This is a genomic window from Cedecea selenatireducens, from assembly GCF_042138895.1.
Lineage (GTDB): Bacteria > Pseudomonadota > Gammaproteobacteria > Enterobacterales > Enterobacteriaceae > Cedecea > Cedecea selenatireducens.
Genome location: NZ_JBHIKW010000013.1, coordinates 102,101 through 126,407, shown reverse-complemented (window position 1 = coordinate 126,407; position 24,307 = coordinate 102,101). Strand labels below are relative to the sequence as shown.

The following is a 24,307-nucleotide window of genomic DNA, read 5'->3' as shown; positions in this document are numbered from 1 at the left end:
TCGGTTTGTTAAGCCGCTTTCGAAGCCGCTTTGCCGTGTCAGTGGAGGCGCATTATAGGGAGTTCTCAGAGCCTGACAACCCCTAATTTGAAAAAACTTTCTGACCGCATTCTTTTTCACCAACGGCGCGCAGAAAGCCAGCAATATCGGGATATTTGCTGCATAAATCACCGCAAAATCACTGCCGGTGGCATACTAAGGCAAGAAATACTGCTAAAGGAATTGCGTCATGTCTTTATCCACTCAACAACTTGCCGCCCAAAAAAACCTTTCTTACGTGCTGGCAGAGAAATTAGCCCAAAGAATTCTGAAGGGAGAATATGCCGCAGGAAGCATTCTTCCGGGCGAAATGGAGCTGGGTGACTTATACGGCGTCAGCCGAACCGCCGTTCGCGAAGCCGTAAAGACGCTTGCCGCTAAAGGTATGCTGCTGCCCCGCCCACGGATTGGCACTCGCGTTATGCCTCGCAGCCATTGGAACTTCCTTGATAAGGAACTGATAGCCTGGTGGATGACCAAAGATAACTTCAGCCATGTAGTAGAAGAGTTTTTAATTATGCGTAATAGCCTGGAGCCACAGGCCTGCGCGTTAGCCGCGATTAATAGTAATGAAGCGCAGCGCGCAAAGCTGGCCCAGCTGATGGCGCAAATGACCGAACTTCAGCACACCTTTGACCGGCAGCGGTGGATTGAGGTGGACATGGCCTACCACGAAATTATCTATGAAATGAGTGGTAACCCTTTCATGACATCTTTCGCGAACTTATTCAGGTCGATTTATTACAATTACTTCACCGCGATTACCGATAACGAAGTCATTAAGCTCGATTTGCATCAGGCGATTGTTGATGCCATTACTCAGGGAGAGGAGCAGGCCGCCTTTAATGCCTGCCTGGCGCTATTAAAGGAACCCATCGCTCATCGGTAGTCTAAGGCGCACTTAACCTTCAGGATAATAATGACGAAAACAGCACGCAGCATGGCCGGCCTGCCATGGATAGCCGCAATGGCTTTCTTTATGCAGGCGCTGGATGCCACCATTCTTAACACCGCGCTACCGGCAATAGCCCATAGCCTTAATCGCTCACCGCTGGCCATGCAGGCCGCCATTATTAGCTACACCCTAACCGTTGCGATGCTTATCCCGGTAAGCGGCTGGTTAGCCGACCGCTTCGGCACACGGCGGGTATTTATGCTGGCCGTTAGCCTGTTTACTCTCGGCTCCTTCGCCTGCGCCATGTCCGGGTCGCTAACTCAACTGGTCATCTTCCGCGTGATTCAGGGGATTGGCGGGGCAATGATGATGCCGGTGGCCCGCCTGGCGCTGCTTCGGGCTTATCCTCGCAGCGAATTACTCCCTGTGCTCAACTTTGTCACCATGCCCGGCCTGGTCGGCCCCATTATTGGCCCGCTGCTCGGTGGCGTGCTGGTGACCTGGGCAAGCTGGCACTGGATCTTTTTAATCAATATCCCGATTGGCATTCTGGGCCTGCTGTATGCCCGCAAATACATGCCCAATTTCACCACGCCGAAGCGCAGGTTTGATATGAGCGGCTTCCTGATGTTTGGCGCGGGCCTGGTTCTGATCTCCAGCGGGGTTGAGTTATTTGGCGAGCGCATTGTCGCCAGCTATATAGGAATGTTGGTTATCCTTGGCGGTATTTTACTGCTGCTGGCGTATGTCTGGCATGCTCGCCGCGTTCCAACGCCGCTTATTCCCCTTCCTCTCTTTAAAACGCGCACCTTCTCGGTTGGCATCGTCGGCAATATAGCCTCGCGCCTCGGCACCGGCTGCGTCCCTTTTTTAATGCCGCTCATGCTGCAGGTCGGTTTTGGTTATTCAGCGCTGCTGGCTGGCTGCATGATGGCGCCGACCGCCGTAGGTTCACTGCTGGCCAAATCGACGGTGACTCAGGTACTGCGCTGGCTGGGCTATCGTAAAACGCTGGTGGGGATAACAGTGGTCATCGGCCTGCTCATTGCCCAGTTCTCACTACAGTCGCCGGGGATGGAAGTCTGGCTGCTGATCCTTCCCCTCTTTATATTAGGGATGGCGATGTCGACGCAGTTTACGGCCATGAACACCATCACTCTTGCCGACCTGACGGATGAGAACGCCAGCAGCGGTAATAGCGTGCTGGCCGTAACTCAGCAACTTTCAATCAGCCTTGGGGTTGCGGTAAGCGCGGCGGTGCTGCGTGCATGGGAAGGTGTTGAGAGCGTTAATACTATCGAGCAGTTCCACTACACCCTCTTGACGATGGGTGCGATAACGCTGGTCTCTTCGGCGGTATTTCTGCTGCTGCGCCCAAAAGACGGGCGCAACTTAATAAAAGAACGTCACAAGTCTTAAACGGACCTTCGTTCCACCAGCTCTGGCGTCAGCAGTAAACGCTGCTGCGCCAGATCGGGCTGCCCCATCCGGTGGATCAGCACATCCACAGCCAGTTCGCCGAGCTCATCTTTAGGCTGATGAATGGTGGTCAGCGGCGGCGTCATGTAGCGAGCAAGCTCAATATCATCGTAGCCAATCACCGCCATATCCTGCGGCACGCTAAGGCCGGCCTGATATAAAGCATGGTAAGCGCCCACGGCCATCGCGTCATTGCCCATAAATACTGCATCTGGCCTTTCCTTGAGCGTGAGCAGCTCGCTCATGGCGCTAAACCCGCCCTGAAACTCAAAGTCACCGATAATTTCATAGCCCGGGAGGATAGCCAGCCCGGCCTGATCCATGGCTTTACGGTAGCCTTCAAGGCGCAGCCTGGCCGGCGTTTTGTCCTGCGGCCCGGCAATGCAGGCAATGCGGGTATAGCCATTGTCGATCAGATGCTGCGTGGCCATTTCCCCGCCGAGCAGCGAGTTATCCTGAATCACATCGCTCTGCCCCTCAAACGGAGCCCAGTCCATCATTACGGTAGGGATAGTCGGGTAGCGGTTGATGATTTCAGGCGAAGGCTGATGTGTTTCGGTGCATAGCAGCAGCAATCCATCCACGCGCTTTTGCAGCAGCGTTTCCAGGTTTCGGTTCATGCGATGCTCATCGCCTTCGGTATTGCACAGCACCAGGCTGTAGCCGCGCTCAAAGCAGCTGCGTTCAACGCCGCGAACCAGTTCAGAATAGAACGGGTTGCTACTCGCTGTGATCAGCATGCCGATAGTATGGGTTTGATTGAGCTTTAAGCTTCGCGCCAGCGCAGAAGGGGCATAATTCAGAGTTTTAACAGCTTCCTCTACCTTCTGGCGAATAGCATCGCTCACGAAGCGGTCATTATTAATGACGTGCGAAACGGTAGAAGTAGAAACGCCCGCCAGGCGGGCGACGTCTTTCATGGTAGCCATAGCTTACCTCTGCTGTTGCAGAAACTCGTCAATCTCCTGACGCCACGGCACGGAAGGCTGGGCGCCTTTACGCGTTACGGCAATCGCGGCTGCGGCATGAGCGAATCTCACGGCGTCTTCCATCGGCTTATCTTCCAGCAGCGCGGTAACCAGCGCGCCGTTAAAGGTGTCGCCGGCAGCAATAGTATCAACAGCTTTGACCTTAAAGCCCGGCACGCGTTTGCCGCTGCCATTTTCGCTGAGCCATACGCCACGGCTGCCGAGGGTGATAATTACCGTGTCGATCCCCTTCCCGTGAAGCACTTCAGCGGCTTTGGCGGCATCTTCGTCGCTCTCAACGCGCACGCCGGTCAGCTTTTCCGCCTCGGTTTCGTTCGGGGTGATCATATCCAGCAGCGCCAGAAGCTCATCGGAGAGTTCACAGGCCGGGGCCGGATTAAGAATAACTTTGGTCTGGTGCTGATGGGCAATTTTCGCCGCCGCCAGCACGCTTTCGAGCGGAGATTCCAGCTGCATTAATAAGGCAGAAGCTTCGGCGATTTTCTGCTGTTCCGCCTCAACCAGCCCAGGAGTTAAGGCCGCGTTAGCGCCAGCGTGGATCCCAATAACGTTTTCACCTGCGCTATTGACGAAAATCAGCGCGACGCCGGTGGCTTCATCTTTAATCGTGCTGATTGGCGAAGTATCAATGTTATCACTGGCAAGCTGCTTACAAACGCGGCTCCCGGTATCGTCATCACCCACACAGGCAATAAACGCGATGTCGGCCCCGCTACGCCCGGCCGCCACGGCCTGGTTCGCGCCTTTACCGCCGAACGCCACCTGATAGCCCTGCCCGGTGACGGTTTCGCCCGGGGTTGGGAAATGTTCGAGGTTGAGGATGTGGTCAGCGTTGATGCTGCCCAGAACGACGAGTTTGCCAGTGCTTTTCATATCTTGATATCCAGTTTGAGTGCGCCACTCATTGCTGAGCGGCGCGATGCCCTGCTTTTCTTTGCGTCTTATTTGGTGATCAGTTTCAAGTCGACCGGGATTTTCGCATCCACTTTCTCGCCTTTCAGCACTTTATCGGCGGTTTCCACACCGATAACGCCGATCTGGTCAGCCATCTGGGCAACAGTCGCGCCCAGCTTGCCGCCTTCTACCGCCTTCACGCCGTCAGCCGTACCGTCAAAACCAACGACCAGTACATCAGATTTACCCGCGGTTTGCAGCGCACGCAGGGCACCCAGTGCCATTTCATCGTTCTGAGCGAATACCGCCTGAACGTTAGGGTGCGCGGTCAGCAGGTTCTGCATAACGTTCAGACCTTTAGTACGGTCGAAGTCAGCCGGTTGGCTCGCCAGCACGTCAAGTTTATGTGCGGCAACGGCCTGCTTGAAACCCTCGCCACGCTCACGAGCAGCGGAAGCGCCTGCAATACCCTGCAGTTCAATGACTTTCGCGCCTTCACCCAGTTTCTTAGCGATGAAATCACCGGCCATTTTCCCGCCGGCAACGTTATCAGAAGCAATGTGGCTCACCACGGTACCCTGGTTTGCGATACGGTCGAGGGTAATCACCGGGATTTTAGCCTGATTTGCCATTTTAACGGCATTACCCACCGCGTCGGAATCGGTTGGGTTGATCAGCATAAGCCTGGTGCCGCGAACGGTTAAGTCCTGCACGTTAGCCAGCTCTTTCGCCGGGTTGTTTTGTGAATCCAGCACCACCAGGTTGTAGCCCAGCTTGTCGGCCTCTTTCTGCGCGCCGTCTTTGAGCGACACGAAGAACGGGTTGTTCAGGGTAGACACCACCAGCGCGATGGTATCTTTTGCCATGGCGTTAGCGCTTACGGTGGCGCTCAGGGCGACAGCGGAAACCAGGGTAGCCAGTTTTTTCATATTCATAGTCAGATGTCCTGTAGGGTTATGGTTTTACTGCTTTTTATTGTCCACCAGCACCGCCAGCAAAATAACCACCGCTTTGACGATCATCTGGTAATAAGAAGAAACACCTAATAAATTCAGGCCATTGTTCAGGAAGCCGAGGATCAATGCCCCGATAAGCGTACCGACAATGCGACCTTTACCGCCTGCCAGGCTGGTACCACCCAGCACGACCGCCGCGATAGCATCCAGTTCGTATCCCGCACCCGCCGTAGGCTGCGCAGAAGAAAGACGCGCGACTTCGATGATCCCCGCGAGCGACGCCAGCAGACCACACAGAGAGTAGACGATGATTTTCACTTTGTTGACGCTAATCCCCGACAGGCGCGTCGCCGCTTCGTTCCCACCGAGCGCATAGATATAACGCCCCAGGCGGGTATGGTGCAGCATGTACCATGCGGCCAGGAAGACAACGCCCATAATCCAGACCGGCGTCGGGATCCCCAACGGACGGCCAATACCGAACCAGCCAAACAGGTCTGCATTGTCCGAGAAGCCGGTATTCATCGGGCTGCCGTTGGTGTAAACCAGCGTCACCCCACGCAGCAGCAGCATCATCACCAGCGTGGCGATAAAGGCCTGAACTCGCCCTTTCGCAACAATCACCCCGGTCACGGCGCCAATAGCAGCCCCCAGAGCCAGCGCGGCGGCAACGGCGACCAGCGCATTGACCTCAAAGCCGACAATAGAGGCGGCCACCGCCCCGGTCAGCGCCAGAAGAGAACCGACGGACAGGTCGATCCCGGAAGTCAGAATGACCAGCGTCATCCCCACCGCCATAATGGCGTTGACCGAGGTTTGCTGCAGGATGTTGAACAGGTTATTCACGGTAAAGAAATTCGGGCTCAGCGCTGAAACAATCGCAATCAGCACCAGCAGAGCGATCAGCGATTTTTGCTCCAACAGCCACGCTTTGGTGAACCAGCGACGGGTGGACACGGTCTGGGTACTCATTTATCTAACTCCTGATTCACTCGATTAAGCTTACCAACGGCCGCGGCCATCAGCGCCTCCTGGGTAGCGTCTTCTCGGGAGAACTCCCCGCTCAGTCGCCCTTCGTGGATAACCATGATGCGGTCGCTCATGCCCAGCACTTCCGGCATCTCGGACGACACCAGAATGATGCTCAAACCCTCGGCTTTAAACTGGTTAATTAACTGATAAATTTCTTTTTTCGCCCCAACGTCAACGCCGCGGGTCGGCTCATCGAGGATCAGCACTTTCGGACGGGTCATCAGGCCACGCGCGATGGCGACTTTCTGCTGGTTGCCGCCGGAAAGCAGGCCAATTGGCTGCTCCATAGAAGGCGTTTTGACGTTAAACAGGCGAATGAAATCCTGCACCGCCTGCTGCTCATCTTTATGCTTCAGGCTGCCAACGTCGCGGCTGAAATAGCGCAGCGCGGTCAGCGACATATTCTCTTTCACCGACATGCCCAGTACGAGGCCATCGCGCTTGCGGTCTTCGGAGATGTAAACGATGCCGTTTGCCAGCCCGTCCTGCGGAGAGCGAGTCACCACTTCGCGACCATCCAGCGCCACATAGCCGCCGGTTCTCGGCAGCGCGCCATACAGCACCTTCATGAGTTCGGTACGCCCGGCGCCCATCAGCCCGGCCACGCCGAGGATTTCGCCCTTGCGCAGCGTGAAAGAAACCTCTTTCACGCCGGGGCCGGACACGTTATCAACCCGCAGGCGAATGTCGCCCGGCTGTTTGTCCAGATGCGGATACTGGTCTTCAAGCTTGCGGCCAACCATCATTTCGATAAGCGTGTCTTCGGTGAGCGCGGAGACTTCACGCTCGGCGATAAACTGCCCGTCGCGCAGAACGGTTACGTCGTCGCAGACTTCAAAGATCTCTTTCATACGGTGGGAGATGTACACGATGCCGCAGCCCTGAGCCTTCAGCTCACGGATGACGCGGAACAGCGACTCGGTTTCGGTGTCGGTCAGCGCATCTGTCGGCTCATCCATGACGATGACTTTTGACTCGAAGCTCAGCACCTTGGCTATTTCGACCATTTGCTGATCGCCAATCGACAGTTCGCCTACCAGGCGCTCGCTGGTGTAGCGTAAATTCAGCTTCGCCAGCAGCTTGTCGGCTTCCCGGTACATCTTCTTCCAGTCAATTTTGCCAAAACGCCCGACAAACTCGCGGCCAAGGAAGATGTTTTCCGCAATGCTGAGCTGCGGGATGAGATTAAGTTCCTGGTGAATAATCCCGATGCCGGCTTCCTGGGAGGCTTTTGGCCCGCTGAAGGCCGTTTCTTTCCCAAGCCACAGCAGCGAACCGGCATCTTTGGAGTAGATCCCGGTCAGGACTTTCATCATGGTGGATTTGCCGGCGCCGTTTTCACCCACCAGCGCCATGGCACGACCCTGATAGACGTTCAGCGCCGCGCCAGAGAGGGCTTTCACCCCAGGGAACGATTTATCGATCCCTTTAAGTTGCAGTAAAGGTTCCATACTGGCCTCCTCAGAAGGTTACGCCAGCACAGAGAATGATATTCGCATACGGGGAACACTCCCCGCTGCGAATAACCGCATGTGCATCCGCGGTGTGCTGCTTGAACTGCTCATGACTGATGTAACGAATAGTTATGGTGTTTCCCTGGTGTTTTTGCAGTTGCTCAATGTGACTGAGCAACGTTTCGTGAAGCGCGGGATTATGTTGTTTGATTTCAGAAGCAATGATTGCCGCCTCAACCTGCATTTCCTGAGTTACCACGTCCACGACCTGCATAAAGCCCGGAACGCCGTGAGTCAATGCCAGATCGATGCGCTGAGTATTGCGCGGAATTGGCAGCCCGGCGTCGGCAATCACCAGCGTATCGGTGTGCCCCAGACGGGAGATAACGGCCGAAATATCAGCGTTAAGAACGGTACCTTTCTTCATTTTCCTGCTCCACTAGCGAAACGTTTCGCTGACAATGAGTGTAGGAAATGAGATGGCGGTTAAACAACCACCAGGTTAAAGAAGTGTGATCAACATCGAAACGTTTCGCTAATAAACGCAAAACGGTACCTGAGTACCGTTTTTAGTGTTTACTCCCTCTCCCTGTGGGAGAGGGCCGGGGTGAGGGGATCATGCCGAATCGTTCCTGAGATCTGAAACCAGCACTGATTCGCTAACTTAAATCTCGACCTGGGTGCCCAGCTCGATAACCCTGTTCGGCGGGATCTCAAACTGGTCAGGCGCACGTAGAGCGTTTCGCTGCAGGGCGAGGAACAGCTTGCCGCGCAGGCGGAGATACCACGGACGCTTGCCGATAATCAGCGACTCGTGCGACATGAAGAACGATGTTTCCATCATCCGGCAGCTCAGTCCCTCAAGGCCACAGCGGTGGAAAATCTCTTCCACGTTCGGCGTTTCACGCCAGCCGTAGCTTGCCACCACGCGCCAGAAGGTTGGCGACAGCTGCTCAATGGAAACACGACGCACGTTGTGAACGTACGGCGCATCTTCGGTACGCAGGGTCAGCAGCACCACTCGCTCATGCAGCACTTTGTTGTGCTTGAGGTTATGCAGCATCGCAAACGGAATCACGTTCAGAGCGCGGGACATATAGACCGCTGTGCCCGGCACGCGAACCGGCGGCGACTTCTCGAGCGAAGCAATCATCGCTTCCAGAGAATTACCGTGCTCGTGCATGCGGCGCAGCAGGCGGAAGCGCTCGCTCTTCCACGTCGTCATAATGGTAAACATGACGAGGCCCAGCGTGAGCGGCAGCCAGCCACCGGAGACGATTTTCTCGAGGTTAGCCGAGAACAGCGGCACGTCGATAAACAGGAAGCCCACGCACATCAGGAGCACGGCAATTTTATTCCAGTGCCAGTTTTTGCGCGCGACGGTACAGCAGAGGATCGAGGTCAGCACCATCGTGCCGGTTACCGCGATGCCGTAAGCAGCCGCAAGGTTGCTTGAGTGTTCAAAGCTAACGATAACAATCACCACGGCGATATACAGGATCCAGTTAATCGCTGGAATGTAAATCTGCCCGGACTCCATTTCCGAGGTGTGGATGATGCGCATTGGCGATAGATAGCCCAGACGAACCGCCTGACGCGTCAGCGAGAAGACGCCGGAAATAACGGCCTGAGAGGCGATAACCGTGGCCAGCGTTGCCAGAATCAGCAGCGGGATCAGCGCCCAGTCAGGCGCCAGCAGGAAGAACGGGTTTTTAATCGCTTCCGGGTTCTTCAGCAGCAGCGCGCCCTGGCCAAAATAGTTAAGGACCAGAGAAGGCAGAACCGCAATAAACCATGCGATGCGAATCGGGAGCTTACCGAAGTGCCCCATATCGGCATACAGCGCTTCAACGCCGGTTATCGCCAGCACCACCGCACCGAGAGCAACGAACGACACCGTTTTATACTGCACGAAGAAATTCACCGCCCAGGCAGGGTTAAGCGCCTGCAGGACTTCCGGGTTGCCGATAATACTGCGCGCGCCCAGGACGGCGAGCGTCAGGAACCACAGCAACATCACCGGAGCAAACAGCTTGCCCACCATCCCGGTGCCGTGCTTCTGAATCATAAACAGCAGCGTCAGAACAATAATAGAGAGAGGGACGATGTATTGGTCCAGCTGCGGCGCGGCTATCTCCAGGCCTTCTATGGCCGACATCACCGATATCGCCGGCGTGATAACCACCTCGCCGTAGAAGAAGCTGCCGCCAATCAACCCCATGATCACCAGCACCGAGGTCATGCGGGCCGTCGTATTGCGCCCGGCCAGAGACATCAGCGTTAAGATCCCGCCTTCCCCGGCATTATCCGCACGCATCACAAAGGTGAGGTATTTAATGGAGACGACCAGAACCAACAGCCAAAAAATTAACGACAAAAAACCAAACACGGCGTCGCGTTCAACGCCAAACCCAAACTGCCCGGACAGGCATTCACGAAGGGTATAAAGCGGGCTGGTACCTATATCACCGTACACAACCCCGATAGCAGCCAGCGTAACGGCCGGCAACGATTGTTTATTATCAGCGCTCATAGACTAATCTTTTGTTGGAATCCCGAAAACGTGTGCTTAGTCCCTTGGCCCACAAAACGGCGCACAGTATGCACGATAATTGTGTAAATCGTACTCCTAAATGCATTTGACTTATCCCAGCTCAAACGCTGCATGCGGCATAATCAGCACATTAACTGGCTAAAAATAAACGCTATACTCGCGTTCCTCCACAGGGTTAACCGCGTAAGGATGCAAAGCTAATTATGGCTCAATCACATTTGCTGGCTGAAAGAATTTCTCGTCTCAGCCAGGCGCTGGAAAAAGGACTTTTTGAGCGTCAGCACGCCGTTCGCCTTTGTTTGCTGGCGGCGCTCAGCGGCGAGAGCGTCTTTTTACTTGGCCCGCCGGGCATTGCGAAAAGCCTGATCGCTCGCCGTCTTAAGTTCGCTTTCCGCGAAGCGCGCGCCTTTGAATATCTAATGACTCGCTTCTCAACGCCAGAAGAAGTTTTTGGTCCGCTTTCTATTCAGGCCCTGAAAGATGAAGGACGCTACGAGCGCCTGACCGCAGGCTATCTGCCGGAAGCCGAAATTGTGTTTCTGGATGAGATCTGGAAAGCAGGCCCGGCGATTTTAAATACCTTGCTGACCGCCATTAACGAACGCCGCTTCCGCAACGGCGCCAGTGAAGAAAAAATCCCGATGCGCCTGCTGGTGGCCGCGTCCAACGAATTACCCGAAGCGGACAGCAGCCTGGAAGCGCTGTATGACCGCATGCTGATTCGTCTGTGGCTCGACAAGGTGCAGGACAAAGGCAATTTCCGTTCGATGCTCATCAGCCAGCACGACGAGAATTTTAATCCGGTTACCGAAAGCCTGCAGGTTACCGATGAAGAATATTTCAGCTGGCAGCAGCAAATTGGCAGCATCGCGCTGCCGGAGGACGTTTTTGAACTTATCTTCACCCTGAGACAGCTGCTTGAGGCCACGCCGGGGGCGCCTTATGTTTCTGACCGCCGCTGGAAAAAAGCCATTCGCCTGCTGCAGGCCAGCGCCTTCTTTAACGGCCGCGATACCGTGGCACCTATCGATCTTATCCTGCTGAAAGACTGCCTGTGGCACGACACGGCGACGATGAATTTAATGCAGCAGCAGATTGAAGTTTTGATGACCGGACACGCGTGGCAGCAGCAGGCTATTCTCAGCAAACTCAGCGCTATCGTGCAGCGGCGCCTTCAGCTCCAGCAGCAAAGCAGCGACCGGGATGCCTTTACCGTACTCAAACAGACCGGCATGTTCAGCCGCAAACCGCAGTATCAGCTACCGGATGAGATAACCGGCGAAACGCTGACGCTTTTACTGCAAAAGCCGCTGAAACTGCACGATATCGAAGTGATTCATATCACCCTTGCACGTGAGGCGCTGGCTCAGTGGCTTAATAAAGGAGGCGAGATCCGCGGTAAGCTCAATGGGATTGGCTTTGCGCAGCTGCTTAATCTGGAGGTAGACAACGGCCTGCACCTGACTATTCGCGATGTCAGCCTTCAGGCCACCAGGCTTGCGCTGCCGGGCCACCAGCAACAAGGCGTGCCTGATGAGATCAAAAAGCAGTTCGACGATCTTGATGCTGCGCTGCACCAGCAGCACGAGCGCTTTAACGATCAGCAAAAGTGCCTGTTTATAGAAAGCGACTGGCTGGGGAAAATTGAAGCCAGCCTGCAGGACGTGGCCGCGCAGCTGAAACAGGCGCGGCAATGATAAGCGTTGAAACGCTGGATATGATCCTCGCCATTGGTGAAGGTGAACTGATAGAAGAAATAATCATTACCCTGCTGGCTGCGCCGCAGCTGGCGGTATTTTTCGAAAAATTCCCGCGTTTGAAAAAAGCAGTTAGTGAAGACTTACCTCGTTGGCGAGACCAGCTCAAAGGCCGCCTGAAGGACGGCCATGTCCCGGATGAGCTGGCGCAGGAAGTCCTTTGCTACCAGCAAAGCCAGCTGCTCAGCACCGGGCAGCTTATTACCCGGTTACCGGAGATTATTCAGCTGCTGCACAAACTCGGCTCGCCGTTCTATGAGCAGGCCAAAACGCTGGTGGCCGAGAACCCGCACTTCACCCCGGCGCAGCATACGCTGTTTCTGCAGCGCTGGCGGCTAAGCCTGGTTGTACAGGCCACGTCGCTTAACCAGCAACTGCTGGAAGATGAACGCGATAAACTTCTGGCCGAGATTCAGGCGCGGCTGGCGCTCAGCGGGCAGCTGGACCCGGCGCTGGCGGAAAACGACAAGGCCGCCGGCAAGCTGTGGGATATGAGCGGCGGCGCTTTAAAGCGCGGAGACTATCAGCTGATTGTGCAATACGGTGAGTTTCTTACCGGCCAGCCGGAACTGATGCAGCTTGCCGAGCAGCTGGGGCGCTCTCGCGAGGCGAAATCCGTGCCGCGTAAAGATTCCCCCACCGAGCCATGGCGTATGCTGGTCCGGGAGCCAGCCACCGTCCCTGAACAGGTTGATGGCCTGCAGCGCAGCGACGATATCCTGCGTCTGTTGCCGCCGGAGCTGGCAACGCTGGGCATTACCGAGCTGGAGTTTGAGTTCTACCGCAGGCTGGTGGAGAAGCAACTGCTCACTTACCGCCTGCACGGTGATTCATGGCGTGAAAAAATTATCGAACGTCCGGTCGCCCATCAGGATTTTGACGAGCAGCCCCGCGGGCCATTTATTGTCTGCGTGGACACTTCCGGCTCAATGGGCGGGTTCAACGAACAATGCGCCAAAGCCTTTTGCCTCGCGCTGATGCGTATTGCCCTCGCCGATAACCGGCGCTGCTTTATTATGCTGTTTTCCAGCGAAGTCGTGCGCTATGAGGTGAGCGGGCGGGACGGGATCGATCAGGCGATCCGCTTTTTAAGCCAGCATTTCAGCGGTGGGACGGATCTGGCCAGCTGCTTCCGTTCAATCCTGGAGAAAATGCAGACCGGAGACTGGCACGATGCCGATGCCGTGGTTATCTCTGATTTTATCGCCCAGCGCTTGCCGGATGATGTCGTCAGCAGCGTGAAGGCGCTGCAGCGGCAGTATCAGAACCGTTTTCACGCCGTCGCTATGTCGGGGCACGGCAAGCCCGGCATCATGCGCATTTTCGACCATATCTGGCGCTTTGACACCGGGATGAGAAGCCGCCTGCTGCGTCGCTGGCGGCGCTAAGGCTTACAGCAGGTCGCTCACCTTAGCCTGAACTTCTGGTGACCAGACGCCGCACTGAACCTGGCCGATGTGCGGCAGCTGCAGCAGCAACATTGTCAGGCGAGACTGGCCGATACCGCCGCCGATGGTTTGCGGCATCTCGCCTTTTACCAGCGACTGGTGCCACTCCAGCTGGAGCCTGTCTTCATCTCCGGTGGTCGCCAGCTGGCGCTTCAGGGTTTCTGCATCCACGCGGATCCCCATAGAAGAGAGCTCTAACGCATCTTCCAGCACCGGGTTCCAGACCAGAATATCGCCGTTCAGACCCGCCAGCCCGCCTTCACCGCTCGTTGACCAGTCATCATAATCCGGGGCGCGAACGTCATGACGCTTCCCGTCCGACAGCTTGCCGCCGATACCTATCAAGAAGACGGCGCCAAGCTCTTTAGCGATAGCGCGCTCGCGGCCTTTCGCATCCAGGCCCGGAAAGCGCTGCAGCAGCGTTTCGCTATGAACAAAATGGATTTTCTCCGGCAGGAAGGCGGCCAGGCCAAACCGTTCGCTAACCTCAGCCTCGGTAGCTTTAATTGCCGCCCAGATGCTCTCTACGGTTTGTTTTAGCGTGCCGGTGTGGCGTTCGCCATCGCCCATCACGCGTTCCCAGTCCCACTGGTCAACATAGACCGAGTGAATAGGGGATAAACGGTCTTCATCGGGGCGAAGGGCTTTCATGTGCGTGTAAAGCCCTTCGCCCGCGCTGAAGTCATGCTGGCCTAGCGTTTTTCTTTTCCATTTGGCCAGCGAATGCACCACTTCAAACTGCGCCTGCGGCAAGGTTTTCACCTTTACCTGCACTGCTTTCTCGCTGCCAGAAAGGTTGTCCTGTGTACCATCGCCCACGCGGCTGAGGATCGGCGCCTGGACTTCAATCAGGCCAAGCTTCTCTTCCAGCTGACGGGAGAAATGGGTTTTCACAAAACTAATCTGACGTTGTTTAGCAATCCAGGCGGTTTTCATGGCTTTTCTCTTTGTTGTGTTGTTTCTGTCATCGATTAAGCAACAGAAACGCCACCATATTCAATAATCAACAATAAAAAAGGCCAGCCTCTTTTTAATCGACGAATTTAAGGCTATAAAAAATGGAGAATCGGCATTTATCATAGGAAAAAGTGATGGATAATTATCAAATCGACAATCTCGATCGCGGGATACTTGAAGCATTAATGGCAAATGCGCGCACCGCCTATGCGGAACTGGCCAAGCAGTTTGGCGTCAGCCCCGGCACCATTCACGTTCGCGTAGAGAAAATGAAGCAGGCCGGGATTATTACCGGCGCGCGCATCGATATCAGCCCGAAGCAGCTTGGCTATGACGTCTGCTGCTTTATCGGCATTATTTTAAAGAGCGCGAAAGACTACCCCTCCGCCCTGACCAAGCTGGAAAACCTGGATGAGGTGACCGAGGCTTACTACACCACGGGCCACTACAGCATCTTTATTAAGGTGATGTGCCGATCCATTGATGCCCTCCAGCAGGTACTTATCAACAAGATCCAAACAATCGATGAAATTCAGTCCACCGAGACGCTGATCTCACTGCAGAACCCGATCATGCGCACCATCCGCCCCTGAGGCCTAATTTTAATACCCATATTATCCACAGGTAGATCCCCGCTCTTTCACAGCGTACAATACGCGACGATTTGAAAAGGCGGGACACAATGGCTGATATCACTCTGATTAGCGGCAGTACGCTCGGTAGTGCCGAATATGTAGCAGAACATCTGGCAGAGAAGCTTGAAGAAGCAGGGCATGGCACCGAAATGCTGCACGGCCCTCTTTTAGACGATCTTAAAACCAGCGGTATCTGGCTTGTGGTCTCCTCTACGCACGGTGCTGGCGATCTGCCGGACAACCTTCAGCCTTTCTATGACGCTATAAATGAACAGCGCCCGGATCTGAGCGGAGTAAGCTATGGTGCGATCGGGATCGGCAGCCGTGAATACGACACCTTTTGCGGTGCAATAGAGAAGATCGACCTGCTGCTGACCGAATGCGGCGCCTCTCGATTAGGATCCTTGCTCAAAATTAACATCCTCGATCACGACATTCCTGAGGATCCGGCCGAGATTTGGGTCGGTTCATGGATTAATTTACTCCCTGAAGTGTAAAGATTGCGCGATCAGATGTGGATAAGTCTGGTTAAAAGCTTGGGTTAAGCGGTAGTTATCCCAATAACAACTGCTGTTCACTTTTTGAGTTGTGCATAAACCCCTATTCTGATCCCAGCTTATACGGCGTGGGATCACCGGAAGTACACAGCAAACGATCCTTTCCAGGTTATTGATCCTAAAATGGATAAATGGCTTATCCACAGAGGTGGTCGATCCTAATAAGAGATCATAATAAAGAGATCTTTAAATAAAAAAGATCTTCTTTTAATTACCGAAGATCCCGACGCTTTCTCGAAAGACTAAAGTTGAGTAGAATCCCCAGCCCGGGAAGTCACAAACCCTCATTCGCGAAACCGAGGCAGTTACCATGTTTTATCCAGATCCTTTTGACGTCATCATCATCGGCGGGGGTCATGCAGGCACAGAGGCGGCAATGGCCGCAGCTCGTATGGGTCAGCAGACCCTGCTTCTGACACACAATATCGACACGCTGGGACAAATGTCCTGTAACCCGGCTATCGGCGGTATTGGCAAGGGACATTTGGTTAAGGAAGTGGACGCCCTCGGTGGCCTGATGGCAACCGCGATCGATCATGCAGGTATTCAGTTTAGGATACTAAACGCTAGCAAAGGCCCGGCAGTCCGCGCTACTCGTGCTCAGGCAGACCGCGTGCTTTACCGCCAGGCCGTTCGCACCGCGCTGGAGAACCAGCCCAACCTGATGATTTTCCAGCAGGCGGTTGAAGATCTTATCGTTGAGAACGATCGCGTTGTCGGCGCAGTGACCCAGATGGGCCTTAAATTCCGTGCAAAAGCGGTTGTGCTCACCGTAGGGACCTTCCTGGACGGTAAGATCCACATCGGGCTGGATAACTACAGCGGTGGCCGGGCAGGCGATCCCCCGTCGATCCCGCTATCACGTCGCTTACGTGAACTGCCTCTGCGCGTAAGCCGCCTGAAAACAGGTACGCCTCCGCGTATTGACGCCCGCACCATAGATTTCAGCGTACTTGCTCCACAGCATGGGGATAACCCAATGCCGGTCTTCTCGTTCATGGGGAACGTGAACCAGCACCCAGAGCAGGTACCTTGCTATATCACCCATACCAACGAGCAGACCCATGAGGTTATTCGCAATAATCTCGACCGCAGCCCAATGTATGCGGGGATTATCGAAGGTATTGGTCCTCGCTACTGCCCTTCTATCGAAGACAAAGTGATGCGTTTCGCCGATCGTAACGCGCACCAAATCTTCCTGGAGCCTGAAGGGCTGACCAGCAATGAGATTTACCCTAACGGGATCTCCACCAGCCTGCCGTTCGACGTTCAGATGCAGATCGTCCGCTCGATGAAGGGCATGGAGAATGCGAAGATCGTTCGTCCTGGCTACGCGATTGAGTACGACTTCTTCGATCCGCGCGATCTGAAGCCGACGCTGGAAAGTAAGTTTATTCAGGGCCTGTTCTTTGCTGGCCAGATTAACGGCACCACCGGTTACGAAGAAGCGGCTGCTCAAGGCCTGCTTGCCGGTCTGAACGCCGCCCGCTTCTCAGCGGAGAAAGAGGGCTGGGCCCCACGTCGCGACCAGGCATATCTTGGCGTGCTGGTGGACGACCTGTGTACGCTGGGCACCAAAGAACCGTACCGCATGTTTACCTCTCGGGCTGAATACCGCCTGATGCTGCGTGAAGACAACGCCGATCTGCGTTTGACTGCGGCAGGTCGTGAACTTGGGCTGGTGGATGATGCCCGCTGGGCTCGCTTCAACGACAAGCTTGAGATGATCGAGCGTGAACGTCAGCGCCTGAAAGACATCTGGCTGCATCCGCACTCTGAGCAGGTGGAAGAAGTGAATGCTCAACTTAGCGCACCGCTTTCGAAAGAAGCCAACGGCGAAGATCTGCTGCGCCGGCCGGAAATGACCTATGCTTCGATGATGCAGCTCTCCACTTTCGCACCAGGGCTGGAAGATCCTCAGGCCTCAGAGCAGGTTGAGATCCAGGTTAAATACGAAGGCTACATTGCGCGCCAGCAGGATGAGATTGAAAAACAGCAGCGCAATGAGAATACTGTGCTGCCTGCAACGCTCGACTATAGTCAGGTGAGCGGGCTGTCTAACGAAGTGATCGCCAAGCTTAACGATCACAAACCGGTTTCTATTGGCCAGGCATCGCGCATTTCGGGTATTACCCCTGCGGCAATCTCTATTTTGCTTGTCTGGCTTAAAAAACAAGGGCTGCTGCGACGCAGCGCCTAAAAACAGAAAACAACAGGCCAGGCATTCCTGGCCTCTTTTTTTGATGGGTTTACGACGTGCTGACTAAATTATCTCGCCTGCTGAAAGAAGCGGGCATCACCCTTCCTGAAAATCAGCAGCAGCAGCTGGTGGGCTATGTTTCGCTGCTCGACAAATGGAACAAGGCCTACAACCTCACTTCGGTGCGTAATCCCGATGAAATGCTGGTGCGCCACATTCTTGACAGCATTGTGGTTGAACCGCATTTGCAGGGAAGCCGGTTTATCGACGTGGGCACAGGCCCTGGTCTGCCGGGCATCCCGCTGGCCATTGTTCGCCCTGATTCGCATTTCACCCTGCTGGACAGCCTCGGCAAGCGCGTCCGGTTCCTTCGCCAGGTGCAGCACGAGCTGAAGCTTGAGAACATCACGCCGGTCCAAAGCCGGGTCGAAGATTTCCCGGCCGAGCCGCCGTTTGACGGCGTCATCAGCCGTGCTTTTGCCTCGCTAAGCGACATGGTGAACTGGTGTCACCACCTGCCTGCGGAAAACGGAAGGTTCTATGCGCTGAAAGGGGTACGTCCGGATGAAGAGATTACCGAACTGCCTGTCGGATTTTCTGTTGAAAATATCGTCAAACTCAACGTGCCGAGCCTGGAAGGGGAGAGGCATTTGGTGCTGATTAAGGCAAACAAAACTTAATATTTATCAAAAAACGGCGCGATTGAAATGTTTCACTGAGGTTAAAAAATGAGGGGGGTGCCGATGAAATGCCTGGTTACATTTAACCAAAATTTAACTCGGAATTATCCTGCTTTTAACCTCACGGTAATTGATTACCAGGGTAATAATTTTATTTGAAAATATCATCCGACTAAAAATACGCCGAAAAACGGCCTGCTTCGGATGTTAAAAGTTTAACTGGAATGTCAATGAAAGGTTTTAATGATGTTTCTGCGTGTTTTAAACAGAGTGCACATTAATCAGCTTAATTATCAGTCATCTGTAATTAGTGCTTTCTTAGGCTGCAAAATAACGTCTGACGATAAGATGTCTAATTTGTGATCGTGTGCACGCTTTGCTGTCTGGGATTTCGGCTTATTTGCACTTTTTGAGGAAGCCGATGCGATTCACCAAAAGTCAGAAAATGGCTGTGCAGAAAATTATTTAAACATTTGTTCACCTTTTCGCTACTTATTGTTTGAAATCACTGGGCCGCACCGTATAATTTGCTCGCTTTTTGAGGCTTGACTCAGCGTCGCAAAGACAGTTTTATACGACACGCGACATACCTCATAGGTAGCAGGAGTTAGAAACGTCATGTCTGTGTCGCTCTTGAGTAAGAACGTAGCCCGCAAGCTTCTGTTCATCCAACTTCTGGCTGTAGTAGCAATTGGACTGCTGTTTTGCCTTAAAGGCCTCGCTTGGGGCGCTTCTGCCATCGGCGGGGGCATGGCGGTTTGGCTGCCAAACGTGCTGTTTATGATTTTTGCCTGGCGCCATCAGGCGCATACACCCTCAAAAGGCCGTGTGGCCTGGACATTCGCCTTCGGCGAAGTGCTGAAGGTGATTGCGACCTTTATCATTCTGGTGGTGGCGCTGGCGTACTTTAAGGCGGTGGTATTGCCGCTAATAGTGACGTGGGTTTCGGTGCTGGTTGTGCAGATACTCGCACCAGCTGTAATTAACAACAAAGGGTAAGAGGCATCATGTCTGCAGGAGAAATCTCTACACCGCAGGAGTATATAGGTCACCACCTGAATAACCTTCAGTTGGACCTGCGTACTTTCTCGCTGGTGGATCCGCATAACCCCCCGGCTACCTTCTGGACGCTCAACATCGACTCCATGTTCTTCTCAGTATTTCTGGGTCTGGTGTTCCTGGTGTTGTTCCGTAAAGTGGCGAAAACCGCAACCAGCGGCGTCCCGGGTAAATTCCAGACTTTTGTAGAGCTGATTATTGGCTTTGTGCATGGCAGCGTGAAAGACATGTACCATGGCAAAAGCAAGGTTATCGCTCCACTGGCTCTGACGATTTTCGTCTGGGTCTTCCTGATGAACGTGATGGACCTGTTGCCTATCGATCTGCTGCCATACATTGGTGAGCACATCTTTGGCCTGCCAGCCCTGCGTGTGGTGCCGTCTGCGGACGTGAATATCACCCTCTCTATGGCGCTGGGCGTGTTTGTCCTCATTCTGTTCTACAGCATCAAAATGAAAGGCATTAGCGGCTTCACGAAAGAGCTGACGCTGCAGCCGTTCAATCACTGGGCATTTATTCCATTCAACTTAATCCTTGAAGGGGTAAGCCTGCTGTCCAAACCTGTATCACTGGGTCTGCGACTTTTCGGCAACATGTATGCCGGTGAGCTGATTTTCATTCTGATTGCTGGCCTGCTGCCGTGGTGGTCACAGTGGATTCTGAATGTGCCTTGGGCCATTTTCCACATCCTGATTATTACGCTGCAAGCCTTCATCTTCATGGTTCTGACGATCGTCTATCTGTCGATGGCGTCTGAAGAACATTAATTTACTTACCACTACTGCGTTTAACTGAAACAAACTTGGAGACTGTCATGGAAAACCTGAATATGGATCTGCTGTACATGGCTGCCGCTGTGATGATGGGTCTGGCGGCAATCGGTGCTGCGATCGGTATCGGCATCCTCGGGGGCAAATTCCTGGAAGGCGCTGCACGCCAACCAGATCTGATTCCACTGCTGCGTACTCAGTTCTTTATCGTAATGGGTCTGGTGGATGCAATCCCAATGATCGCTGTTGGTCTGGGTCTGTACGTGATGTTCGCCGTCGCTTAGTGAGCGATGTTTGAGTCATCTAGCTATATCAGAACGTTAACTAACAAAGAGGCATTGTGCTGTGAACATTAACGCAACAATCCTCGGCCAGGCCATCGCGTTTGTCCTGTTTGTTCTGTTCTGCATGAAGTATGTATGGCCGCCTTTAATGGCAGCCATTGAGAAACGTCAAAAAGAAATTGCTGACGGTCTTGCTTCTGCTGAACGTGCTCACAAGGACCTTGACCTTGCACAGGCCAACGCGACCGACCAGCTGAAAAAAGCCAAAGCGGAAGCTCAGGTGATCATTGAGCAGGCGAACAAACGCCGTGCCCAGATCCTTGATGAAGCGAAAACTGAGGCAGAGCAGGAACGTAATAAAATCGTTGTACAGGCTCAGGCAGAAATCGACGCTGAGCGTAAACGCGCTCGTGAAGAGCTGCGTAAGCAGGTCGCTCTGCTGGCTATTGCCGGTGCCGAGAAGATAATCGAACGTTCCGTAGATGAAGCTGCTAACAGCGACATCGTCGATAAACTGGTCGCTGAACTGTAAGGAGGGAGGGGCTGATGTCTGAATTTGTTACTGTAGCTCGCCCCTACGCCAAAGCAGCTTTTGACTTTGCCGTCGAACACCAGAGCATTGATCGCTGGCAGAACATGCTGGCGTTTGCTGCCGAGGTAACGAAAAACGAACAAATGGAAGAGCTCCTTTCCGGTGCATTGGCACCCGAAACGCTCGCAGATTCGTTCATCGCCATTTGCGGCGAGCAACTGGACGCCAACGGCCAGAACCTGATTAAGGTGATGGCTGATAATGGTCGTCTAAAAGCGCTCCCGGATGTTCTCGAGCAGTTTGCGCATTTACGCGCGCTGAGTGAAGCGATTGCAGAGGTTCAGGTAACTTCTGCTGCTGAACTGAGTAATGAGCAACTCGCGAACATCACGACCGCAATGGAAAAACGTCTGTCACGCAAAGTTAAGCTGAATTGCAAAATCGATAAGTCTGTTATGGCGGGCGTTATCATCCAGTCGGGTGATATGGTCATTGACGGTAGCGTACGCGGCCGTCTTGAACGCCTTGCAGACGTCTTGCAGTCTTAAGGGGACTGGAGCATGCAACTGAATTCCACCGAAATCAGCGAACTGATCAAGCAGCGCATTGCTCAGTTCAATGTTGTGAGTGAAGCTCACAACGAAGGTACAATTGTTTCTGTAAGTGACGGTATTATCCGCGTTCACGGCCTGGCCGATTGTATGCAGGGTGAGATGATTTCCCTGCCGGGAAACCGTTACGCTATCGCACTGAACCTGGAGCGCGACTCCGTAGGTGCTGTAGTTATGGGTCCATACGCTGACCTTGCCGAAGGCATGAAAGTTAAGTGTACTGGCCGTATTCTGGAAGTACCGGTCGGCCGCGGCCTGCTGGGCCGTGTGGTGAACACCCTGGGTGCACCAATCGACGGTAAAGGTCCAGTTGATAACGATGGCTTCTCGCCAATCGAAGTTATCGCACCGGGCGTAATCGAACGTCAGTCCGTCGACCAGCCGGTTCAGACCGGTTATAAATCCGTCGATGCGATGATTCCAATCGGCCGTGGCCAGCGTGAGCTGATCATCGGTGACCGTCAGACCGGTAAAACCGCGATGGCAATCGATGCCATCATCAACCAGCGTGACTCCGGCATCAAATGTGTGTACGTGGCTATCGGCCAGAAAGCGTCCACCATTTCTAACGTGGTTCGTAAACTGGAAGAGCACGGTGCACTGTCCAACACTATCGTTGTTGTGGCGACTGCGTCTGAATCTGCTGCACTGCAATACCTGGCACCATATGCCGGTTGCGCAATGGGCGAATACTTCCGTGACCGCGGTGAAGATGCGCTGATCGTATACGATGACCTGTCCAAACAGGCTGTTGCTTATCGTCAGGTTTCCCTGCTGCTTCGTCGTCCACCAGGTCGTGAAGCATTCCCAGGCGACGTGTTCTACCTCCACTCCCGTCTGCTGGAGCGCGCATCCCGCGTTAACGCGGAATACGTGGAAGCTTTCACCAAAGGTGAAGTTAAAGGTAAAACCGGCTCCCTGACCGCTCTGCCGATCATCGAAACCCAGGCGGGTGACGTTTCTGCGTTCGTTCCGACCAACGTAATTTCCATTACCGATGGTCAGATCTTCCTGGAAACCAACCTGTTTAACTCCGGTATTCGTCCGGCGGTTAACCCAGGTATTTCGGTATCTCGTGTTGGTGGTGCTGCTCAGACTAAGATCATCAAGAAACTGTCCGGTGGTATCCGTACCGCGCTGGCACAGTATCGTGAACTGGCTGCGTTCTCTCAGTTCGCATCCGATCTGGACGAAGCAACCCGCAAACAGCTGAGCCACGGTCAGAAAGTGACCGAGCTGCTGAAACAGAAACAGTATGCCCCAATGTCTGTTGCACAGCAGGGCCTGGTGCTGTTCGCGGCTGAACGCGGTTACCTCGAAGACGTGGAACTGGCGAAAATCGGTAGCTTCGAAGCCGCTCTGCTGGCTTACGCTGACCGTGATCACGCTCCGCTGATGCAAGAAATTAACCAGACCGGTGGCTATAACGACGAGATCGAAGGCAAGCTGAAAGGCATCCTCGACTCCTTTAAAGCAACCCAGTCCTGGTAACGTCTTAGCGGCCTGTCTTAGGACAGGCCGCGAGGCATTGAGGAGAAGCTCATGGCCGGCGCAAAAGAGATACGTAGTAAGATCGCAAGCGTCCAGAACACGCAGAAGATCACCAAAGCGATGGAGATGGTCGCCGCTTCCAAAATGCGTAAATCGCAGGATCGCATGGCGGCCAGCCGTCCTTATGCAGATACCATGCGCAAAGTGATTGGTCACCTTGCGAACGGTAATCTGGAATATAAGCACCCATACCTGGAAGAACGCGACGTTAAGCGCGTGGGCTACCTGGTGGTGTCGACCGATCGTGGTTTGTGCGGCGGTTTGAACATTAACCTGTTCAAAAAAGTGCTGGCGGATATGAAAGAGTGGTCCGATAAGGGCGTTCAGAGCGAACTCGCAATGATCGGCTCTAAAGGCGTATCTTTCTTCAACTCCGTTGGCGGCAACGTGGTTGCTCAGGTTACCGGCATGGGAGATAACCCTTCCCTGTCTGAACTGATCGGCCCGGTGAAAGTGATGCTGCAAGCCTACGACGAAGGTCGTCTGGACAAGCTGTACGTTGTCAGCAACAAATTTGTCAACACCATGTCTCAGGTTCCGACCATCACTCAGCTGCTGCCGTTACCGGCATCAGAAGATGAGGATCTGAAGCGTAAATCCTGGGACTACCTGTACGAACCGGATCCGAAAGCGCTGCTGGACACCCTGCTGCGTCGTTATGTCGAATCGCAGGTTTATCAGGGCGTCGTAGAAAACCTGGCCAGTGAGCAGGCCGCGCGTATGGTGGCGATGAAAGCCGCAACCGATAACGGCGGTAGCCTGATTAAAGAGCTGCGGTTGGTCTACAACAAAGCTCGTCAGGCAAGCATTACTCAGGAACTTACCGAAATCGTCGGTGGCGCGTCCGCGGTTTAACCAGGTTATTACCCTAAATAGTTCGGTTTGCAGAAAGGCGGCAACTGAGCGAATCCTCAAGAGCTTACTTAAGTAAGTGACCGGGGTGAGGGAAGGCAGTCAACGCATCTGCAAATTGA

Annotated in this window: 23 protein-coding genes; 15 read left to right on the top strand and 8 right to left on the bottom strand. The window is 54.1% G+C overall.

The features are described from left to right. Positions 1–229: 229 nt before the first annotated feature. Together ACE38U_RS18880 and mdtD are read left to right on the top strand one after the other, a co-directional pair. The gene (locus ACE38U_RS18880; RefSeq protein WP_375530349.1) at positions 230–928 is read left to right on the top strand and encodes a FadR/GntR family transcriptional regulator; all 699 of its coding nucleotides are present in this window, start codon (positions 230–232) and stop codon (positions 926–928) included. A gap of 30 nt (positions 929–958) precedes the next feature. After that, on the top strand, positions 959–2,353 hold the full coding sequence (gene mdtD / locus ACE38U_RS18875) for a multidrug transporter subunit MdtD (RefSeq protein ID WP_038477269.1): 1,395 nt from the start codon (positions 959–961) through the stop codon (positions 2,351–2,353). On the opposite strand, the gene rbsR is transcribed toward mdtD, so the two are convergent. The 7 genes from rbsR to kup form a co-directional block, all read right to left on the bottom strand. Next, a complete protein-coding gene (gene rbsR / locus ACE38U_RS18870) occupies positions 2,350–3,342 on the bottom strand; it encodes a ribose operon transcriptional repressor RbsR (protein ID WP_375530348.1) in 993 nt (330 codons plus the stop codon). The genes mdtD and rbsR overlap by 4 nt on opposite strands. A gap of 3 nt (positions 3,343–3,345) precedes the next feature. After that, complete coding sequence (rbsK, locus tag ACE38U_RS18865; protein WP_375530347.1) at positions 3,346–4,275, bottom strand: ribokinase; 930 nt, start codon at positions 4,273–4,275, stop codon at positions 3,346–3,348. 68 nt (positions 4,276–4,343) lie between these two features. Continuing rightward, positions 4,344–5,231: a ribose ABC transporter substrate-binding protein RbsB gene (gene rbsB, locus ACE38U_RS18860; protein WP_176981320.1), complete on the bottom strand. Its 888-nt coding sequence runs from the start codon at positions 5,229–5,231 to the stop codon at positions 4,344–4,346. A 27-nt stretch (positions 5,232–5,258) separates the two neighbouring features. Beyond that, the gene (gene rbsC / locus ACE38U_RS18855; RefSeq protein WP_016538841.1) at positions 5,259–6,224 is read right to left on the bottom strand and encodes a ribose ABC transporter permease; all 966 of its coding nucleotides are present in this window, start codon (positions 6,222–6,224) and stop codon (positions 5,259–5,261) included. After that, positions 6,221–7,735 carry a ribose ABC transporter ATP-binding protein RbsA gene (gene rbsA / locus ACE38U_RS18850; protein ID WP_038477284.1) on the bottom strand — a complete coding sequence of 505 codons (1,515 nt, stop codon included), beginning with the start codon at positions 7,733–7,735 and terminating at the stop codon, positions 6,221–6,223. Before rbsA ends, rbsC begins: the two co-directional genes overlap by 4 nt. 10 nt (positions 7,736–7,745) lie before the next feature. Further along, complete coding sequence (rbsD, locus tag ACE38U_RS18845) at positions 7,746–8,165, bottom strand: D-ribose pyranase (protein ID WP_038477287.1); 420 nt, start codon at positions 8,163–8,165, stop codon at positions 7,746–7,748. A gap of 237 nt (positions 8,166–8,402) precedes the next feature. Further along, positions 8,403–10,271: a low affinity potassium transporter Kup gene (gene kup / locus ACE38U_RS18840; RefSeq protein WP_038477290.1), complete on the bottom strand. Its 1,869-nt coding sequence runs from the start codon at positions 10,269–10,271 to the stop codon at positions 8,403–8,405. A 224-nt stretch (positions 10,272–10,495) separates the two neighbouring features. Here kup and ravA point away from each other — a divergent pair, with 224 nt between their 5' ends. Both ravA and viaA read left to right on the top strand, forming a co-directional pair. Then, on the top strand, positions 10,496–11,989 hold the full coding sequence (gene ravA, locus ACE38U_RS18835; protein WP_375530346.1) for an ATPase RavA: 1,494 nt from the start codon (positions 10,496–10,498) through the stop codon (positions 11,987–11,989). Continuing rightward, complete coding sequence (gene viaA, locus ACE38U_RS18830) at positions 11,986–13,437, top strand: ATPase RavA stimulator ViaA (protein ID WP_176981318.1); 1,452 nt, start codon at positions 11,986–11,988, stop codon at positions 13,435–13,437. The genes ravA and viaA overlap by 4 nt, the downstream gene beginning before the upstream one ends. Positions 13,438–13,440: 3 nt before the next feature. Here viaA and asnA read toward each other — a convergent pair whose 3' ends face one another. Next, on the bottom strand, positions 13,441–14,433 hold the full coding sequence (asnA, locus tag ACE38U_RS18825; protein ID WP_375530345.1) for an aspartate--ammonia ligase: 993 nt from the start codon (positions 14,431–14,433) through the stop codon (positions 13,441–13,443). A 155-nt stretch (positions 14,434–14,588) separates the two neighbouring features. Between asnA and asnC the strand changes: the two genes are divergently transcribed. The 11 genes from asnC to atpG all read left to right on the top strand — a co-directional run bounded on the left by asnC (position 14,589) and on the right by atpG (position 24,188). Beyond that, positions 14,589–15,047, top strand: coding sequence for a transcriptional regulator AsnC (asnC, locus tag ACE38U_RS18820; RefSeq protein WP_008457765.1), 459 nt, complete (start codon positions 14,589–14,591; stop codon positions 15,045–15,047). 89 nt (positions 15,048–15,136) lie between these two features. Then, complete coding sequence (mioC, locus tag ACE38U_RS18815; RefSeq protein ID WP_038477302.1) at positions 15,137–15,586, top strand: FMN-binding protein MioC; 450 nt, start codon at positions 15,137–15,139, stop codon at positions 15,584–15,586. Between the two features lie 370 nt (positions 15,587–15,956). After that, positions 15,957–17,846 carry a tRNA uridine-5-carboxymethylaminomethyl(34) synthesis enzyme MnmG gene (gene mnmG / locus ACE38U_RS18810; RefSeq protein WP_375530344.1) on the top strand — a complete coding sequence of 630 codons (1,890 nt, stop codon included), beginning with the start codon at positions 15,957–15,959 and terminating at the stop codon, positions 17,844–17,846. Positions 17,847–17,902: 56 nt separating this feature from the next. Further along, positions 17,903–18,526, top strand: a complete 624-nt coding sequence (gene rsmG, locus ACE38U_RS18805) for a 16S rRNA (guanine(527)-N(7))-methyltransferase RsmG (protein ID WP_176981316.1) — start codon at positions 17,903–17,905, stop codon at positions 18,524–18,526. Positions 18,527–19,144: 618 nt separating this feature from the next. Further along, the gene (gene atpI, locus ACE38U_RS18800; protein WP_038477311.1) at positions 19,145–19,525 is read left to right on the top strand and encodes a F0F1 ATP synthase subunit I; all 381 of its coding nucleotides are present in this window, start codon (positions 19,145–19,147) and stop codon (positions 19,523–19,525) included. 8 nt (positions 19,526–19,533) lie between these two features. Continuing rightward, complete coding sequence (gene atpB, locus ACE38U_RS18795) at positions 19,534–20,352, top strand: F0F1 ATP synthase subunit A (protein ID WP_038477314.1); 819 nt, start codon at positions 19,534–19,536, stop codon at positions 20,350–20,352. A 47-nt stretch (positions 20,353–20,399) separates the two neighbouring features. Further along, the gene (gene atpE, locus ACE38U_RS18790; RefSeq protein ID WP_000429386.1) at positions 20,400–20,639 is read left to right on the top strand and encodes a F0F1 ATP synthase subunit C; all 240 of its coding nucleotides are present in this window, start codon (positions 20,400–20,402) and stop codon (positions 20,637–20,639) included. Between the two features lie 61 nt (positions 20,640–20,700). Continuing rightward, entirely contained in the window at positions 20,701–21,171 is a 471-nt protein-coding gene (gene atpF / locus ACE38U_RS18785) for a F0F1 ATP synthase subunit B (protein ID WP_038477317.1), read from the top strand. Between the two features lie 14 nt (positions 21,172–21,185). Next, positions 21,186–21,719, top strand: coding sequence for a F0F1 ATP synthase subunit delta (gene atpH / locus ACE38U_RS18780; protein WP_038477318.1), 534 nt, complete (start codon positions 21,186–21,188; stop codon positions 21,717–21,719). 12 nt (positions 21,720–21,731) lie between these two features. After that, positions 21,732–23,273 carry a F0F1 ATP synthase subunit alpha gene (gene atpA, locus ACE38U_RS18775; RefSeq protein ID WP_008457747.1) on the top strand — a complete coding sequence of 514 codons (1,542 nt, stop codon included), beginning with the start codon at positions 21,732–21,734 and terminating at the stop codon, positions 23,271–23,273. 51 nt (positions 23,274–23,324) lie between these two features. Next, a complete protein-coding gene (gene atpG, locus ACE38U_RS18770) occupies positions 23,325–24,188 on the top strand; it encodes a F0F1 ATP synthase subunit gamma (RefSeq protein ID WP_038477322.1) in 864 nt (287 codons plus the stop codon). The last annotated feature ends 119 nt before the right edge of the window (positions 24,189–24,307 follow it).

What these genes read in the sequence shown, in the direction of transcription:
- ACE38U_RS18880 (WP_375530349.1), top strand. Translation starts at nt 230, where the DNA reads ATGTCTTTATCCACTCAACAACTTGCCGCCCAAAAAAACCTTTCTTAC.
- mdtD (WP_038477269.1), top strand. Translation starts at nt 959, where the DNA reads ATGACGAAAACAGCACGCAGCATGGCCGGCCTGCCATGGATAGCCGCA.
- rbsR (WP_375530348.1), bottom strand. Translation starts at nt 3,342, where the DNA reads ATGGCTACCATGAAAGACGTCGCCCGCCTGGCGGGCGTTTCTACTTCT.
- rbsK (WP_375530347.1), bottom strand. Translation starts at nt 4,275, where the DNA reads ATGAAAAGCACTGGCAAACTCGTCGTTCTGGGCAGCATCAACGCTGAC.
- rbsB (WP_176981320.1), bottom strand. Translation starts at nt 5,231, where the DNA reads ATGAATATGAAAAAACTGGCTACCCTGGTTTCCGCTGTCGCCCTGAGC.
- rbsC (WP_016538841.1), bottom strand. Translation starts at nt 6,224, where the DNA reads ATGAGTACCCAGACCGTGTCCACCCGTCGCTGGTTCACCAAAGCGTGG.
- rbsA (WP_038477284.1), bottom strand. Translation starts at nt 7,735, where the DNA reads ATGGAACCTTTACTGCAACTTAAAGGGATCGATAAATCGTTCCCTGGG.
- rbsD (WP_038477287.1), bottom strand. Translation starts at nt 8,165, where the DNA reads ATGAAGAAAGGTACCGTTCTTAACGCTGATATTTCGGCCGTTATCTCC.
- kup (WP_038477290.1), bottom strand. Translation starts at nt 10,271, where the DNA reads ATGAGCGCTGATAATAAACAATCGTTGCCGGCCGTTACGCTGGCTGCT.
- ravA (WP_375530346.1), top strand. Translation starts at nt 10,496, where the DNA reads ATGGCTCAATCACATTTGCTGGCTGAAAGAATTTCTCGTCTCAGCCAG.
- viaA (WP_176981318.1), top strand. Translation starts at nt 11,986, where the DNA reads ATGATAAGCGTTGAAACGCTGGATATGATCCTCGCCATTGGTGAAGGT.
- asnA (WP_375530345.1), bottom strand. Translation starts at nt 14,433, where the DNA reads ATGAAAACCGCCTGGATTGCTAAACAACGTCAGATTAGTTTTGTGAAA.
- asnC (WP_008457765.1), top strand. Translation starts at nt 14,589, where the DNA reads ATGGATAATTATCAAATCGACAATCTCGATCGCGGGATACTTGAAGCA.
- mioC (WP_038477302.1), top strand. Translation starts at nt 15,137, where the DNA reads ATGGCTGATATCACTCTGATTAGCGGCAGTACGCTCGGTAGTGCCGAA.
- mnmG (WP_375530344.1), top strand. Translation starts at nt 15,957, where the DNA reads ATGTTTTATCCAGATCCTTTTGACGTCATCATCATCGGCGGGGGTCAT.
- atpI (WP_038477311.1), top strand. Translation starts at nt 19,145, where the DNA reads ATGTCTGTGTCGCTCTTGAGTAAGAACGTAGCCCGCAAGCTTCTGTTC.
- atpB (WP_038477314.1), top strand. Translation starts at nt 19,534, where the DNA reads ATGTCTGCAGGAGAAATCTCTACACCGCAGGAGTATATAGGTCACCAC.
- atpE (WP_000429386.1), top strand. Translation starts at nt 20,400, where the DNA reads ATGGAAAACCTGAATATGGATCTGCTGTACATGGCTGCCGCTGTGATG.
- atpH (WP_038477318.1), top strand. Translation starts at nt 21,186, where the DNA reads ATGTCTGAATTTGTTACTGTAGCTCGCCCCTACGCCAAAGCAGCTTTT.
- atpA (WP_008457747.1), top strand. Translation starts at nt 21,732, where the DNA reads ATGCAACTGAATTCCACCGAAATCAGCGAACTGATCAAGCAGCGCATT.
- atpG (WP_038477322.1), top strand. Translation starts at nt 23,325, where the DNA reads ATGGCCGGCGCAAAAGAGATACGTAGTAAGATCGCAAGCGTCCAGAAC.